Consider the following 16,827-nt stretch of genomic DNA (forward strand, 5'->3'; position numbering starts at 1 on the left):
GAAAGTATCGAGTGCTGAAACGCCTTGGAGGAGGTGGTTTCGGCGAGGTGTTTCTCGGGGAAGACCCGGCCATTGGTCGTCAGGTGGCGATCAAGCTCTTCAAGCCCAAGGATGAGAACCTGATTGCGTTTGCTACATCGTCTGATGAAGAGGGGCTTGAGATATTGCGGGCGCGGTTCTTGAGCGAAGCCAAGATTCTGGCTTCGCTGGAAAACACAATGCATGTAGTCAATGTATTGGAATACGGCGAGCTGGACGACGGCTCGCCGTATTACGTCATGCCGTATCTGCCGCGCTCGCTGGCCGACCAGTTGGGTCGGGATGTGTTCGATGTCAAAGCGCTGGAAGAGTTGCCTGACGATCAGCGACCCCGCGCACTACCGATGGAGCATGCGCTCGAGATTCTTGAGCAGGTGCTGCGGGGCCTTGCTGCTGCCCACAGCCGCGGATTGATTCACCGTGATATCAAGCCTTCGAACATAATGCTCACAGAGGACGACGACGTGCGCATCGTTGACTTTGGCATTGCAAAAGCCCCCGACGGACAGCACTCGACCGTTTCACATTTGGGGCTGGGCAGCCGCAACTACATGGCCCCCGAGCAAAGGGAAAGTGCCAAGCATGTTGATGCTCGGGCCGACGTCTATTCGGTTGGCCGCCTGGCCTATCGCATGCTCACTGGCCGCTTACCGGTCGGGCGCTTTGCTGATCCCAACGTCGCCGTGCCGGAGATCGGCAAGGCGATGAACGATGTCATTCTAGCCGCCCTCGAAGAAGACCGCGAAAAGCGGCCGGAAGATGCTGGTGAGCTGCTGGAGCAGTTCGAAGCGGCCAAGTCCGGGGTTGGCGAGCAAACCGGTGAAAGCGACACGGGCACTTGGGTAGGGGAAGGCGAGGCTGGTATTCGGGATGAGTTGAAGCCACTGAGGGCAAAGATTGCCGAAGTCATCGCCGCCAATGGCCGCATTCCATCCCATGAGAAGGAAGGCCTGGTCGCCCTGGCCGCCATTGCCGATCTTGGCGAGAACGATCTGGACAAAATGATTGGGGAGGTCGTCAAGGAAGACAAAACGTTGGGAGCCAAGCAGCGACTGGCCCGCAGCATCGCCACCCGCGTCCGGGCCGTGGGTGGCCCATTGGATCAACGTGCGCTGGCAAGTCTGGGCACCGCTGCTGAGGCGGTTGGCTGGGACCGCAGCAAGATCAAGACGCTGATGGATGAGACTGTGGCTGAACTGAGGCGGCAGGAGAAGCCCGGATCACCAACATCATCCTCAGGCGACACTTTCGCGAACCTGAAAAGCCGCTTCCGCCTGCCGCTCAAACCCATTGCTGCTGCCCTCGTCGCCTTGGTTGTTCTGGCTGGCATCGGCTACGGCGTTTACGAATGGCGCCAGGGGCAACTTGCGGAAGCAGAAGCCGAACGCCAGCGGCAACTAGCAGAACAGCAAGAGGACGCTGCTTGGGAAGAGGCCCGCAGCACCGACACCCTGGAGAGTTACGAAAAGTTCCTGGGCCAGTGGCCAGATGGCCTGTACCAACAGGCCGCTAGGGACCGCATCACGCAATTGGAAGAGCAGGGTAAAAATATCGTGGTCCGGATTCAAGACTACCTAAACCGACTCGGCTATCGCGTACCCGAAGGCGGGGAGGCGGGTACGCGCACAATCGAATCCATCCGCGACTTCGAAGAGGCTCAGGGTTTAGTGGTGACCGGCACGGCTGACGATGTCGTACTTGACAGTTTGATTGAGGAATATAGCCGTCGCGATGATGAAGCTTGGAAAATGGCAAGCGAAGAGGGGTCTGAAGTTGCGATTCGGCAATATGGAAAAGAATTTCCGCAAGGTCGCTATGTAGATCAAATTGAAATGCGGGTGGCTGAAGTAAAAGATCAAGTCGCCTGGGAAGCAGCATTATCTGAAAACACCGAATCCGCACTTCGAAGATATGCAGAAGAGTTTCCGAAAGGTGCCTATGCCGATGAGGTCGACACAAAAATAGAAGAGCTACGTGCTGCTGAACAAGCTCGGCGTCGTGCCAATGAAAGACAAGAGGAAGAGGACGCATGGCGCATGGCAACTGACACTAATACAGTCGACGCATATGATCAATATGTAAATAATTATCCTGCGGGGCGCTTTGTTGACGATGCCAAATCCAGAATTGGCGATCTTGAAAAAGAGGACGCCGAAGCATGGGCGATGGCAGCGTCCAAAGATACATTGGACTCATATCAGATGTATTTGAAGAACTGGCCTGTTGGGCAACAGGCTGAAGCGGCCAATCAGCGGGTCCAAGAAATTGAGGAATTGGTCCGGAGCCTCCAGGAGGAGCTTCGACGTCTCGATCGAGAGGTTCAAGTAACTGGAGAACTTGATTCCAGGACCAGAGATGCCGTTAATGCCTTTGTTGCGGAAATGGATGTGGATGCATCGTCTCCTGCCTCGGAAGCTGTATTGGCATCTCTAAGAAAACAGGATCGGTGGCCAATTCTGGAGCCTGGGGATATGTTCAGAGATTGTGAAGAGTGTCCGGAAATGGTTGTAATCCCCTCTGGCAGCTTCATGATGGGAAGTCCTATGAGTGAGCCGGAACGAGATAATGATGAGAGCCCGGTTCATGGGGTCAGAATAAAAAGATTTGCTCTTGGCGCGAAAGAGGTCACTTTTTCTGAATGGGATAAGTGTGTCGAGGACGGGGGCTGTTCACATGAACCAGATGACAAAGGATGGGGGCGAGGGGCTCACCCTGTTATAAAAGTTAATTGGAGAGATGCTCAAGAATATATTGAATGGATAAGCAAGAAAACCGGAAAAAACTACAGGCTACCTACGGAGTCGGAATGGGAATATGCGGCAAGGGCTGGCACTGAGACTCGTTTTCATACTGGGCATTGTATTACTACAGATCAGGCAAATTTTAAAGGCAGTGAGCCAGCACAAGGTTGTCCTTCCGGTGAGTATAGAAGGAGTACGGTCCCCGTGGGGTCGTTTTTACCAAATGAATTTGGCCTTTACGACATGCATGGCAACGTCATGGAGTGGCTAGAAGATGCGTATCACAAAACATATGAGGGTGCTCCGGATGACGGATCACCAGTGGAAAAGAGCTTTCTTTATTCTATAAGCGTACGGGGAGGATCCTTTAAGAACCCAGGAAGGGAAATTCGGTCTGCTAAAAGGCATCTATATGCTAAGTGGCCGAGAAATGACTTCATTGGCTTTCGAGTTGCAAGAGCCCTTTGATGGTCTGAGCATTGTGAGGTTTGCATGAAGTTGCAACGTTTTACAGGGTTAAGCCGCCTCGGGAGTGGTGGTTTTGGTGAGGTGTTTCTCGGGGAAGATCCCGCGATCGGCCGCCAGGTGGCGATCAAAGTTTTCAAGCCGAAAGATGACAACCTGGTCGCATTTGCGACTTCCTCGGATGAGGAAGGGCTGGAAATCCTTCGGGCGCGATTCTTGTCCGAGGCGAAGATCCTTGCTTCGTTGCACAATGTGCGAAACATTGTTGAGGTGCTGGAATACGGCGAGCTGGACGACGGCTCGCCGTTTTACGTCATGCCGTATCTGCCCCGCTCGCTGGCCGACGAGCTGGGTCGGGATGTGTTCGACGTCAAGGCCCTGGAAGAACTGCCTGAGGGCCAGCGGCCCCGCGCACTACCGATGGAGCGTGCGCTCGAGATTCTTGAGCAGGTGCTGCGGGGCCTGGCGGCTGCCCACAGCCGCGGATTGATTCACCGCGATATTAAACCCTCGAACATCATGTTGACCGAAGACGATGATGTGCGCATTGTCGACTTCGGTATTGCCAAAGCCCCGGATGGTCAGCACTCCACCGTCTCTCACCTGGGCCTTGGTAGTCGTAACTACATGGCCCCGGAGCAACGTGAGAGTGCCAAGCATGTCGATGCGCGTGCCGATGTCTACTCGGTCGGCCGCCTGGCCTATCGCATGCTCACTGGCCGCTTACCGGTCGGGCGCTTTGCTGATCCCAACGTCGCCGTGCCGGAGATCGGCAAGGCGATGAACGATGTCATTCTAGCCGCCCTCGAAGAAGACCGCGACAAACGGCCGGAAGATGCTGGTGAGCTGCTGGAGCAATTCGAAGCGGCCAAGTCCGGGGTTGGCGAGCAAACCGGTGAAAGCGACACGGGCACTTGGGTAGGGGAAGGCGAGGCCGGGATTCGAGATGAGTTGAAGCCGCTCAGGGCGAAGATTGCGGAAGTGATTGGCCACAAGGGCTGTGTCAGTGATGAAGACCGTCCGGGCCTGGCGGCGTTGGCCTCGATCGCGGATCTTGATGGCGCTGATCTTGATCAGCTGATTTCGGATGTTTCGGAGTCGGATAAGGAGTTGAAGGCAAAATTCCGACTGTTCCAGTCGCTCAAGCGCGAGGTGCAAGTGCGAGGCCGCGAACTCACAACGACCCAATTGGCGTCGTACGACACTGCTGCCGAAGCCGTCGGCTGGAACCGCAACAAGATCAAGGCGCTGATGGACGAGGCAGTCGCCGAGCTGAATCAACAAGACAAGCCCGGATCATCCACATCATCTTCGGGCGACACCTTCGCCAACCTGAAAAGCCGTTTTCGCCTGCCGCTAAAACCCATCGCAGCAGCTCTTCTCGCGCTAGTCGTTCTGGGCGGCATTGGCTATGGCGTTTACGATTGGCGCCAGGGTCAACTGGCAGAGGCCGAAGCCGAACGCAAGCGTCAATTGGCCGAACAGCAGGAAGATGCGGCCTGGGGCGAAGCGCGAGGGGCTGACACCATCGATGCTTACGAAAGCTTCCTAGACCAGTGGCCCAACGGCCTGCATCAACAGGCAGCCAGCGAACGAATAGTTCAACTGAAAGAACAGGGTCAAAACACCATCGCCCGAGTGCAGGACTATCTGAACCGGCTCGGCTACCGCGTCCCTGAGCACGGCGAAGTCGATACCCGCACCACTGAATCCATCCGTGACTTCGAAGAGGCCCAGGGCCTGGTGGTCACGGCTACGCCTGATGAGGTGGTTCTGGAAAGCCTAATCGAGGAGTTCAATCGTCGTGATGATGAAGCCTGGGCGCAGGCCAGCGATGCAGACACTGAAGAAGCCTACAACGAGTACCGGAAGGATTTTCCTCAGGGCCGGTACATGGATCAGCTCGATACCCGAATTGCGGCAGTCCGTGATCGTAAAGCCTGGGAAGCGGCGCGGGATGAGGATAGCGAAGCGGCTTATCGACAGTATGCAGAAGCGTTCCCGGAAGGTGCGCATGTTGACGATGTGGCGGCAAGAATCACGGCCGTACGCCAGGCCGAAGCCGAAGCGCAGCGTCAGCGCGAGTTAGCTGCGCACCGCGAGGCCGCCAATGAAGCCTGGGCTGAGGCGAAGGAACAGGACACGGAGGCGGCCTACAAGAGCTACTTGGACCTATACCCCGATGGCCAACATCGCGAATCCGCGCAGTCGGCTATTGAGCGATTGATCGCCGAAGCCCGTGAAGTCGAAGATCGTCGCTGGGCCCATGCTCAGAATGTCGACAGCAGCCGGGAGTATCAGACCTACCTGGATGAATATCCGGATGGACGCTTCGTCAGCGAAGCACGTGAGGCGCAGGCTGCAGCCCAGGCGCGTGAGGAATTCATTTCACAGATCCAGACCGAGACTCGGCGGCTTGGGCCGGAGATTGAGGTTGATGGTCAGCTTAATGAAGACACACAGCGCGCGATTCGTCACTTCGAACGCTGGACAGATCAGCAAAAGACAGGTGAACCGACCGAGGGACTATTGGCACAATTAGAAGCATCCAGCGAATGGCCTGGGCCGAAACCGGGCGAGAGCTTTCGAGACTGCGCAGAGTGTCCGGAGATGGTAGTCATTCCGGCGGGAAGTTTCCGCATGGGTAGTCCCTCTGGTGAAGCAGATCGGCAGAACAATGAAGGTCCGCAACACCGCGTTACGGTGCCGATGTTTGCACTGGGCAAGACTGAAGTGACCTTTGCTCAGTGGGATGCCTGTGTTCGAGCTGGTGGGTGCAATCATCGGCCCGGGGATCAAGGTTGGGGTAGGGGCGATCGACCGGTTATCAATGTGAGCTGGGATGATGCACAGGAGTATGTTCGGTGGCTGAGCGGCCAGACGGGCGAGGACTACCGGTTGCCCAGCGAGGCGGAATGGGAGTACGCAGCGCGCGCGGGTACAGCGACGCGGTTTCATACGGGCCACTGCATCACCACTGACCAGGCCAATTTCCATGGCAACTACCCACCACAGGGCTGCGGCAAGGGTCGGTATCGAGGGCGAACGGTAGCCGTGGGGAGCTTTCCGCCTAATGACTTCGGATTGCAGGACATGCATGGCAACGTCTGGGAGTGGGTCCAGGACTGCTGGAATGACAGTTACCGGGGTGCCCCAAGCGATGGTTCGGCCTGGATGTCGGGTGATTGCCGCTTTGCGGGTGTGCGCGGTGGTTCCTGGTCCTACTTCGGTCATAACCTGCGTTCGGCCTACCGCAACTGGTTCGTTCGCGTTCCCGGAGGCAACGGCACGGGCTTTCGTCCAGCCAGGTCTGTAATGCAATGAACTTTTCTCTTTTCCCTGCAGCTGTGGGAAGCAACGGAGGCATATCAAGGTGGCGGTATTAACTTGGTTATCAGTTGTCGATTGTCTGTTGACAGCAAGCGGGGGTGGCAGAGCCGAGTATCGACTGAAAGCAGACAACCGAAAACCGACAACACACAACTTACGGCAGGCACCCGCCTTCCAAAGGGATTGAGATGATTTCACGCAGCACGTGTTTCTTGATGCTGAGCCTGCTTCTGGCAGTAACACAATCCCTGCCAGCACAAGCCAGCGACTGGAACACGTTGGTCGTGGGCGATATCAATGACGATGCGCTGCCCGCCAGTCACCCCGCTTGGCGGCGGGCGGATCGGGCGATTACCCAAGCGTTGATCAATCGAGGCTTCGATGTGTTCGACAAGTCGGCATTGGGGCTGGTGCGCGATTGTGCCGGGGAGGCTTGTGAGGGGTATTCGCAAACAGATTTTATTCGCCTAGCCCGCGACCTGAATCGCACAGCGGATGATCCAGTCGACCTGATGGTAGTGTACTCGGTCATCGTCACCTCGCGTTCCGGCGCGGCCATCGACCGTTTTCAGGTCCGCTTGCCGGGCAAAATGGTGGACATCGGCACCGGTCGCATTGTTGACCAGTGGGATGGCGGCTTGCTGGAATTTGTGGACCCATCGGAAAACTGCCAGGGACCGTGCCTGCGTCAGTGGCAAGCCGATCGCGCACGCGAGTCGGGGCAGGAATTGGGCGCTGTGCTGGCTGAAAAGCTGGCGGCCTATGTGCGCGAGTACAACTTCCGGATAGAACTCCAGCGTTTTACCCCCGGTGAACGCGAGGCCATTCTGGCGGGCCTGCGTGCCGCGCCCGACTATCGTTCGGGTGCGCTAGAGGAGCTGGGCTCGGGTAGCCGGACCCGAGAGTGGCTGCATCAGCGTGTCTCCGGCACCTATGAACTAGCGACGCCGCTGGCCGTCGGTGCGCTGCGCGAGCGTATCGAAAGTCTTATCGTCGAGGCCGGTGCCAGCGGCAGTGTGCGCGTTCGCGGCAGTCGGCTGGAGGTCGAGCGGCAGGGCTTTCCCTATGCCGGTCGCTACACGGCAATGTTTCTGACGCCGTTTGTCCTGTTATTGCTGTTCGTGCTGTGGTGGCGCTACTCGCGATATGACGAAGTGGCTGTAGAACTGGAACGGCGTGATCGGCCCGGCGAAGGTCTGGCGTTTCTGGATCAGCCTCCGGTGCCGCTGCTACCGCGCCGGCCGCGCTGGGAAGCGCTGCGGTCGCAATGGCAAGAGCGTATGGCGGCTGCCGATGCAAACGTGGCCGAGGCGCGCGCGGCGCTCGAACAGCGTGATTTCGAACGGTGTGCATCGCTACTGGAGCAAGCCCTGGAGCAGGCCGGCGATCATGCTGCTGCGCTGTCGCTGCAGGAGCGTCTGCATGCCATTGTCGAGGCCGATGCGCTGCTGGCCAAGGCGAAAGACAATGTGGATGCCGATCCGGCCCGGGCCAGCAAGCTGCTGATCCGGGCAAGAGAGCTGGACGATTCTCTGTCCGGAGAGGTCGAAACGCTGCTGGCAACTGCCGAGGAGAAACTGCGCAATACCGTATTGGCCAAGCATATCGAAACCGCCGCGATTGCACTTGATGAGCAGCAATGGTTGCGTGCCGCCAGCCAGGCTGGACTGGGCTTGGCGTCCATCGGCGGGCTGGATCATTTTGCTGATGAGCGCGCGCATCTTGAGCGACTGCGCGATCAAGCGGTTGCCGGGATCAGGGCATTGCAGGGCAATGCGCGGGGAACCGGTGAGTTGAAGGATGCCTGGCTGCTGACCGGCGATGAGATCGCCCTCGGGCGCGCGCACGGCCTAGTTGCCGGCTCGATCACGATGAACTACAAGCGCATGTCACGGCTTGGCAAGCAGGCGGTCATTCGCCGTGAGGGTCGGCGCCTGTACATTGTGGACCAAGGCAGCACCCACGGCACGATGGCCGATGATCAGCTTCTGGCCAATGGTCAGCCGCGGCGACTGGCTAACAAGACGATGCTGGCCCTGGGCGGCGGGCGTGATCCGGCCCGCGCCGGCCCGGCCCGGCTGCTGGTAGAGGTTCCCGAGGGCTGCCCGAGCTCAGCGATTGCCCGCCTGGATCGCTTTCACCTTAAGACTTTGAGCAGCGACGACCTGGCGGTCGCGTGGCCGACCATGGATGAGGGCCTCAAGCGGGTCTGGCTGCTGGTGCGCGATGGCGTGCCGCTGCACGGTGATGGTAAGCGGGTACAACCCGGCATTCCCGAAGAAGACCATCCCGTCGTGCTGCTGGGTCATGACAATGGCTACTGGGTAGCACCCTGTGGCGAAGAAATCGATGAGCGCGTCCGCCTCGATGGTGAAGTGCTCAGCACGCGCATACCGCTGTCAGCCGGCAGCACGGTGACGCTGGGCGATTGCAGCATGGGACTGGAGGAGTGGCGGTAATGAAAATGCAACTGGCCGGATTGAGCGATACAGGGCGCAAGCGAGACAACAATGAAGATGCCTGGCTGGCGATGGAAGCCGGCGATGACCAGCAGCTGTTGCTGGTTGCCGACGGCGTCGGGGGTCGTGATGCCGGTGAGGTTGCTAGTGCAACCACGGCTGACATCTTTCGCGAGCTGGCCGAAAGCGGCAAACTGGCCGCCGCCACAAGTGCCGACATGAGCCGGATGATCCTGGAGATGGCCGCGCACCGGGCGCACGCACGGGTATCGAAGCTGGCTGCGGAATCCGAACAGGAACTGTCTATGTCGTGCACGTTGACCGCTGCGCTGGTCAATACCGCCGGCAATCGAGCACGCGTCGATGTGCTTCAGGTAGGCGATACCCGGGCTTATCGGTTCCACGACGGCCAACTTGAGCAGATCACCGAGGATCAGACCGTGGCGCGGCAGCTTTTTCGGGATGGACGGATCGGCGAGGATCAATTACGCAATCACCCAGACCGCAACACTTTGTCGCAGTCGATTGGTCTGGAATCGACCGAGCATTCGTTCGAGCCAGTGTTCTACAGCGTCGAAATCAACGATGGAGATGCCGTGCTGCTTTGCTCGGACGGTTTGACCGACGGGGTGGCCGATGAAGTTCTGGCCGAGTGCATCAATGACAACCCGGAACCCGAACAGGCGGCCCAGGCCCTGATCGATGTGGCGTTGACGGCCGGCGGGCACGACAACATCACGGTGGTGCTTGGCGTCTGCCAACATAGCCACCAGGATCGCGGAGCGGAGGATGGTGGATGACAGAACAGCCAATCCGATGAGCGGCCCCGACCCGCCTGTCGAGCGTGACGCCGGTGTGGCGCAGGCTGGCAACGATGTACTGGGTCGTGCTGCCGGCCAACTGGCAGAAAACGGGGTCAGTGCAACGCTGGCCGGGGTGTTCAGCGGACTGGCCGACCAAAGTACCAGCGAAGGTCGGCCGCGCTTTCGCGGTGAAACCGTCACGGCGCTGCGCCGCGCCGTTCTGTGCCGGACCTGGGCACCACTGACCCTGGAGATTGGTCACTGGTTCGAAGTGCTTGCGCGCGGTAGTCCCGACGAGGCCGCTATCGTGCTGCGCGCCGTGTATATCGAGGAGGTGAATTCGGCACAGCATTTTCGCTATTCCGTCGAGCACGGCCGCCTCGTACTGCCGCATGGTGCGCGACTGGAGGGTAACAAGCTCCATTGCGGTCCGGCCCAGGAAGGTTTTTGCCTGCACCTGCATCGGCTTCAACTCTGGCTCGCTTTACTCGAGTTGCTGATCTACATCGATCCGAACCTCGTGACCGAGGTCTCGCCCGAAATGCGCGCGGTCGATTGGGCGAGGCGCCTGCAGAAGCTTTTCAACAGCTTTTTGTCTGAACACCTCCAACCTTCTCGTTGGCAACAGCGTGCCTATGGCGCATTAAAGTGGCTGGCCGAGCAGGCACCGGACAGCGCGCCTGAGACGGTCATCGATGATCAGCGGATTCTCGAGTTCTGGCGCCACGCCAACCCCGATGACGACTACCGCCGGTTTCGCAGCGTGGCCGAGGTATTCCTGTATCTGTATCGGGCGCTTATTGCCGGTGCTCGCGCCCGGGCGGCCGAGCACGCCATGGCGCTTGACGAGATGCACGAATGGCTGGCGGTGGATCCGGTGCACGCCGAGTATCTGGACGAGGATCGCTTGGACGGCGGCGACCTGACGCGGCACCCGAAATTTTTGACCGCGCGGGTCTGGCAAGAATGTGAGTTGTCGGTAACTCATCAAGACGTGATCGATCAGCTGCCCCTGACGCTGCTGCGGATGCAGGTGTTTGGTAATCATCAGGCCCGCCTGATCGAAGCGGGCAAGCGCGGCCGTCCGTTCGACTGGGGCTCGCTGGAGACAGACACTTATTGTGAGTGGCTTGAACGCCTTGTCGCGCACCGCGCGACGATCGACCAGGCTGCGCTTGCAGGTATCGAGGTGCTGCTGCAGCTTGAGGAAATGCCCGAGGCGCTGGGTTTGCTGGTCGACTGGCACCCCGAAGCGTTCAGCGATTCATCCGGAGAGGCGGGCCAATTGCCGTTTTCAGATACCACAACCACGCGTGAGCTGAACACGATGCGCCTGCAGATGCCGGCGCTCAATCATGCACTGGAGGCTTGCCGCAAGGCATTCAAGGCCATCAACCGAGCCGGGTTCCGGAGTGAGGATGATTTTGCGCAGCCCTCGGCCTATCGCGCGGGCGTGGCCAAATTGCTCACCATCGATGGCGTGCTGGCGCATTTTCTGCACCGAATCGACAGTGCCAAGCCGAATTATGCCGCTGATCTGGCCATATTCCGAGACAGATTCCAGACATTGCACGGGAAGGACGCGTGAACAAGGATCAAAAACCAACCATTGTTGCCACAGCCAGCTACCTGGCCATGCGCGATGCCCTGAGCGCGCCGGGCGGTTCGAAGCCGGTCCTGCCAAAGGCCGTCGTCGACTTTGGCCTGGGCCGGGACGTGGACGATGAAGCGGCGGTGCGCCGGGCTTTGGGCGAAAACCTTGCCCTGCGACGCTTGTATCGCACGGCGGTGGAGCAGCAACGGGTGGCCTATTCGCCGGTGCAAGCCTGCGCGCAGGACCGCGGCGAGGTGACTCGCCGATCAGGCGATCGTTTCGAGCTGCGGTTTCGCCGCTCGCGTGCATCGGACGGGCAGGTTTACGTCACGCTGGAAGTTGCCCCGGGCCTGCAACTGGAGGAAGGCGAGGGTGTCGTTATCCACGCCATTGGCGAGAGCGAAGTGCTTCGCGTGTCCTTCCCGCCGCTGCACGACGGCAAGACCCAACGCCTGTTCGAAGCCGACGATGCGGTGTTGCGCCTGTTGTGCAATGACCGCTCCGAGCTGGAGGTGGTCAAGTCATGAAAACCCATGTCTTCATCGGCACCACCTGCGGGCCGGTCGCCATCCAGCGGATTACGCTGGAGGAAAGCGGCGTGCAATCGGTCGTCTGTCTTAACGGCACGGTACAAGCGCTGCCGATCAGCGCCGCCTATCACGATTTCGTCAGGCGGGGCACGGGCATCGTCGCGCGCGATTTCCAGCACGATGCGTTTCGCGTCGATGTTGCTGAGCGGATTGACCAGGGCGTGAGTTGGCAGTTACCAATGTACGTCGCGCATGCGGTTCAGGCCAATGGCGAACTGGGCAACGGTCAGCCCGAATCGGGCGACTGCGTCATTTGGGCCACCGGTGAAGTCGGCGCCGATGGCGTGGTCCGACCGGTCGAGCGCACAGCCGACAAGCTCAAGCAGTCTCTGGCCCAAATTCAGCAATGGCGTAAAAGCGGTATCCAGGTGCGTATTCTGGTGCCGGACACCAATCTGGCCGAGGGCGTGGAGCAGGTCTCGGACCTGGCGGGTGTCGCTGGTGTACACACCCTGGCCGAGGCATTGGATAGTTTTGCCGGTGACTCGTCCGGTGCAGCCAAACATCGGCTATCTGGCAAGGCCGCTGCGGTTTGGCAGGGTCTGCATTCCCGCAAGGGTCATCACTGGAAATGGGCGCTTCCGCTGGTGATCCTGGCAGTGATGGTTGGCATCTATTGGCTGAGTGTTCGCGATGACGGCAGCGGCGAGGTCATCATTCTCGACGATTTTGGTGGGCAGGTAACCCGGCCTGAAACCGCCACCGTGCGTCCGGAACCCAGTGCAGTCGAACGCGACGCCGACTCAGTAAGAATCGCACGTGAATCGAGCAGGAATACGATGGCGGTTTTCGCGACGTACGGCGATGCTCGTTGCAACGATCCGCAGCCCGAACTGGTTGAAGCGGGCGAAATTCTGCGCCAGGCGGGTGATAACGGACGATTCTGCGGGCTTGCCGTTGGCGCCACTGACGGCATGGCGCCGCTTGCGGTAGGCCTGCCCGAGGGCCGCCTGATGAATTTCGGCCCGATGCGCGACGGTCGACGCGAACTGCGTGCACGGTTAGAAGAGGAAAGAGAGCTGGAACTCGCCATTGTCTGGCCTGCAGGTTCCCGGCCCCTGCGAGCCGAGTCGTTATTCAAGCAATGGCTGACGAGCAAGGTCCGAGAACACCAAGAGTTGAGCCCGGAAGATATTGAAGATTGGGCGGCCGAACAGGAGCAGCCATTTCGGGTGCGTTTTGTTCGGATTAAAAGCAAGTGAAAGGAGGAGACAGTATGAGAATGGGGTCTGCAACATTGAGCGGTTTGGCATTGGTTATTTTTATGGGGTTTTGGCCTGCGATGAGCAAAGCGCAGTATGTAAGCAATCAAGCGCATTGCCTTAGCGTGGATACGACCAACAACACCTCAAGTATGGCGTTTCTTGAAAATCGCTGTGGCTACGAGCTCAATGTCAAGTATTGTTTCGGATTATCGAATTGTCACACCAACCCAGGGGCAACTACTGTTCCGGCGCGAGACAAGAAGACGATTTACCACCGCCATCGGGAGGAAGGGCACTTGCAATTGATTGCATTTGCCTGCCGTGGTGATGTTGACTTTACGGATTGTCAGAAAGCAAAAGAACAGTTTTTCCGATCGAGAATCCGAAATTGAGGGTAGTTCCCGCAAGGCCCCGGCGTGCCGAAGTGTTACTGGGGTCTGATTTCGAGCTGCAGCATGGTAGCGTGATAAGCAGATATGTTTCCGGGACAGTAGTAGCGCAATCGGATTATTAGAGGGAATCCAATGCCGCAAATCAGCCGCTATAAAATTCTGAAACGCCTGGGAGGAGGCGGTTTCGGCGAGGTCTTTCTCGGGGAAGACCCGGCGATCGGCCGCCAGGTCGCGATCAAGGTCTTCAAGCCGAAAGATGAGAACCTGATTGCCTTTGCCACCAGTTCCGACGAGGAAGGGCTGGAGATTCTCCGGGCGCGTTTCCTGTCCGAGGCGAAGATTTTGGCTTCGCTGGATGAAGAAACGCATATCGTCACTGTGCTGGAATATGGCGAACTCGATGACGGTGCGCCGTTCTACGTGATGCCCTACCTGCCCAACTCGCTGGCCGACGAGCTGGGCAAGGATGTCTTCGACGTCAATGCACTAGAGGAACTGCCCGAAGACCAGCGCCCGCGCGCCCTGCCGCTGGAGCGCAGCATCGAAATCCTCGAGCAAATCCTCACCGGTCTAGCCGCGGCCCACGGCAAGGGTCTGATCCACCGCGACATCAAACCGTCTAACCTCATGTTCTCCGAGTCGGGCCAGATCCGGATCGTGGACTTCGGCATCGCCAAGGCTCCGGACGGCCAGCACTCGACGGTTTCCCACTTGGGGCTCGGAAGCCGTAACTACATGTCCCCGGAGCAGCGCGAGAGTGCCAAACACGTCGATGCCCGAGCCGATATCTACTCGGTCGGCGTAGTCGCCTACCGCATGCTCACCGGCAAGTTGCCAGTCGGACGGTTTGCCGACCCGAACGTGGCCGTGCCAGCGCTGGGCCAGCACATGAACGACCTGCTGCTTTCGATGTTGGCGATGGACAAGCGGGATCGTCCGATTGATGCAGCCGAGGCCCTGGGGCAATTCCGAAATGCCCGCCAGTCGGTGGGCCAGGAAACCGGTGCAAGTGACACCGGTACCTGGGTGGGTAAGGGTGAAGCCGGAATTAGGGATGAACTCAAGCCGCTACGGGCCAAAATTGCTGAGCTTGTTGGCGCATTCGGTGTCGTCCGAAGTAAGGATCGCCCCGGGCTTCAAGCGCTGGCTTCGATCGCTGATCTGGAAGAAGCCGATCTGGACCATCTGATTGATGATGTGATCCGGCAGGATAAGACGCTGTCGGCGAAACTGAAGTTGGTTCGAGCACTTCGACGCCAAGTGCGCACAAAACAAACAGAACTGGACGACGACGAGCTGGCTTCCTACGATACCGCCGCCGAAGCAGTTGGATGGGACCGGGAAAAGATCAAGGCGTTAATGGATGAGGCAGTTGCCGAGCTGAATCGAAAGGACAACTCCGGACCATCGACATCAACTTCAGGCGATACGTTCGCCAATCTGAGAAGCCGCGTTCGCCTGCCGCTCAAACCCATTGCCGCGATTCTTTTCACGCTGGTCATCCTGGGCGGAATCGGCTACGGGGTTTACGATTGGCGCCAGGGTCAACTGGCCGAGGCCGAAGCCGAACGCCAGCGGCTACTGGTTGAACAACAGGAGGACACAGCTTGGTCCGAAGCCCGGGCTGCAGACACCCTTGAAGCCTACGAATCCTTCTTGGTGCAATGGCCCGATGGGCTGCGTCAACAGGCCGCCAGCGAACGCATCGCGCAACTCGAAGAGCGAGGCCAGAGCACCGTCGCGCGAGTACAAGATTATCTGAACCGGCTGGGCTATCGCGTATCCGAAGACGGTGAAGTCGACGCTCGCACCACCGAATCGATCCGCGACTTCGAGCAGACACAAGGGTTGGTAGTCACCGGCACTCCGGATGAAGTTGTTCTCGACAGTCTGATCGAGGAGTTTAACCGTCGGGATGATGAAGCCTGGGCCCAGGCCGGCAACGCCGACACCGCAGATGCCTACGACCAATACCGGAATGACTTTCCGGATGGTCGGTATGTGGACCAGGTAGCTGCCCAGATTGAGGCAATCCGTGATCGCGAGGCGTGGGGCGCGGCGCAGGACGCAGATACCGAACAGGCCTATCGACAGTACGCCGAAACATTTCCACAAGGTGCGTTTATCGATGAGGTCGATGAACAAATAGAGCGAGTCGAAGCCCAGCAACAGCGCCGGCGCGAAGGAGCCGCGGCCGCCGAGCGCCGGCGCGAGCTGATCACCGGCATCCAGACCGAACTCAAGCGGTTGGGTCGCGCGGTTACGGTCGACGGTGTGGCCGGTCAGGGCACCACCGACCAGATTCGCGCCTTTGAGCGCGCCACGGATAGAGCCGAGTCCGGCGAGCCCGGCGAATCGCTGCTGGCGGCTCTTGAGGCCACGGACCGCTGGCCGGTCCCACAGCCGGGCGAGACGTTCCGTGACTGTGCGGATTGCCCGGAGATGGTGGTGATTCCGGCTGGCGAATTCATGATGGGCAGTCCGTCCAGTGAGCCTCAACGTCTCAATAATGAAGGGCCACAGCTTCGTGTTGTCGTGGCGGCGTTTGCACTGGCCAAAACTGAAGTGACTTTTGCCCAGTGGGATGCATGTGTTCAAGCCGGTGGGTGCAGTCATCGGCCCGCAGATCACGGCTGGGGTCGAGGCGACCGGCCGGTGATCAATGTGAGCTGGGACGATGCACAGGAGTATGTCCAGTGGCTGAACAGCAAGACGGGCGAAGAGTATCGGCTACCGAGCGAATCGGAGTGGGAGTATGCAGCACGTGCTGGCACGACAACTCGCTTTCATACGGGCAACTGCATCACCACTGATCAGGCCAATTTCGACGGTAACTATCCCGCAGAAGGTTGTGGCAAGGGTGAGTATCGTGAGCGGACTGTTGCTGTCGGGAGTTTTTCTGGCAATGCGTTCGGCCTGTATGACATACACGGTAATGTGGGGGAATGGGTACAGGACTGTTGGAACAATAGTCCGGGTGCACCCAACGACGGCAGTGCATGGATGAGCGGCAGCTGCGACAGGGCGGTTCTTCGCGGCGGTTCTTGGAACAGCGACGGCCGGAGCCTGCGTTCGGCCTACCGCTCCGGGTACGATCGCGTCTCCCAGTTCGGCAACACGGGCTTTCGTCCAGCCAGGTCCGTAGCGCTTTGAACTTTGTGTTTATACACTTGGCTTAGGCGCAGCGGAACGGGGGTATGGACCGCAGC

9 protein-coding genes are annotated in these 16,827 nt (G+C 59.1%); all 9 read left to right on the forward strand.

Annotation, left to right across the window (positions count from 1 at the left end; translation table 11 throughout):
• Positions 1-11: 11 nt before the first annotated feature.
• Entirely contained in the window at positions 12-3,248 is a 3,237-nt protein-coding gene (locus ACDC66_RS09840) for an SUMF1/EgtB/PvdO family nonheme iron enzyme (protein ID WP_376696535.1), read from the forward strand.
• A 24-nt stretch (positions 3,249-3,272) separates the two neighbouring features.
• A complete protein-coding gene (locus ACDC66_RS09845) occupies positions 3,273-6,569 on the forward strand; it encodes a bifunctional serine/threonine-protein kinase/formylglycine-generating enzyme family protein (protein ID WP_376696536.1) in 3,297 nt (1,098 codons plus the stop codon).
• Between the two features lie 221 nt (positions 6,570-6,790).
• A complete protein-coding gene (locus tag ACDC66_RS09850; protein ID WP_376696537.1) occupies positions 6,791-9,034 on the forward strand; it encodes an FHA domain-containing protein in 2,244 nt (747 codons plus the stop codon).
• The gene (locus ACDC66_RS09855; protein ID WP_376696538.1) at positions 9,034-9,834 is read left to right on the forward strand and encodes a PP2C family protein-serine/threonine phosphatase; all 801 of its coding nucleotides are present in this window, start codon (positions 9,034-9,036) and stop codon (positions 9,832-9,834) included. The genes ACDC66_RS09850 and ACDC66_RS09855 overlap by 1 nt, the downstream gene beginning before the upstream one ends.
• Positions 9,824-11,425: a hypothetical protein gene (locus tag ACDC66_RS09860; protein ID WP_376696539.1), complete on the forward strand. Its 1,602-nt coding sequence runs from the start codon at positions 9,824-9,826 to the stop codon at positions 11,423-11,425. The genes ACDC66_RS09855 and ACDC66_RS09860 overlap by 11 nt, the downstream gene beginning before the upstream one ends.
• Positions 11,422-11,958, forward strand: a complete 537-nt coding sequence (locus tag ACDC66_RS09865) for a hypothetical protein (RefSeq protein WP_376696540.1) — start codon at positions 11,422-11,424, stop codon at positions 11,956-11,958. Before ACDC66_RS09860 ends, ACDC66_RS09865 begins: the two co-directional genes overlap by 4 nt.
• Positions 11,955-13,223 (forward strand): hypothetical protein, encoded by a 1,269-nt coding sequence (locus tag ACDC66_RS09870; protein WP_376696541.1) that lies wholly within the window; start codon positions 11,955-11,957, stop codon positions 13,221-13,223. The genes ACDC66_RS09865 and ACDC66_RS09870 overlap by 4 nt, the downstream gene beginning before the upstream one ends.
• Before the next feature lie 20 nt (positions 13,224-13,243).
• A complete protein-coding gene (locus tag ACDC66_RS09875) occupies positions 13,244-13,618 on the forward strand; it encodes a hypothetical protein (RefSeq protein ID WP_376696542.1) in 375 nt (124 codons plus the stop codon).
• Between the two features lie 132 nt (positions 13,619-13,750).
• Positions 13,751-16,771: an SUMF1/EgtB/PvdO family nonheme iron enzyme gene (locus ACDC66_RS09880; protein ID WP_376696543.1), complete on the forward strand. Its 3,021-nt coding sequence runs from the start codon at positions 13,751-13,753 to the stop codon at positions 16,769-16,771.
• Positions 16,772-16,827 lie beyond the last annotated feature (56 nt).

Source organism: Wenzhouxiangella psychrophila (assembly GCF_042310375.1).
In the GTDB taxonomy this organism is placed as follows: domain Bacteria; phylum Pseudomonadota; class Gammaproteobacteria; order Xanthomonadales; family Wenzhouxiangellaceae; genus Wenzhouxiangella.

Coding starts and splice junctions, on each gene's coding strand:
- ACDC66_RS09845 (WP_376696536.1), top strand. CDS start 3,273: ATGAAGTTGCAACGTTTTACAGGGTTAAGCCGCCTCGGGAGTGGTGGT.
- ACDC66_RS09850 (WP_376696537.1), top strand. CDS start 6,791: ATGCTGAGCCTGCTTCTGGCAGTAACACAATCCCTGCCAGCACAAGCC.
- ACDC66_RS09855 (WP_376696538.1), top strand. CDS start 9,034: ATGAAAATGCAACTGGCCGGATTGAGCGATACAGGGCGCAAGCGAGAC.
- ACDC66_RS09860 (WP_376696539.1), top strand. CDS start 9,824: ATGGTGGATGACAGAACAGCCAATCCGATGAGCGGCCCCGACCCGCCT.
- ACDC66_RS09870 (WP_376696541.1), top strand. CDS start 11,955: ATGAAAACCCATGTCTTCATCGGCACCACCTGCGGGCCGGTCGCCATC.
- ACDC66_RS09875 (WP_376696542.1), top strand. CDS start 13,244: ATGGGGTCTGCAACATTGAGCGGTTTGGCATTGGTTATTTTTATGGGG.
- ACDC66_RS09880 (WP_376696543.1), top strand. CDS start 13,751: ATGCCGCAAATCAGCCGCTATAAAATTCTGAAACGCCTGGGAGGAGGC.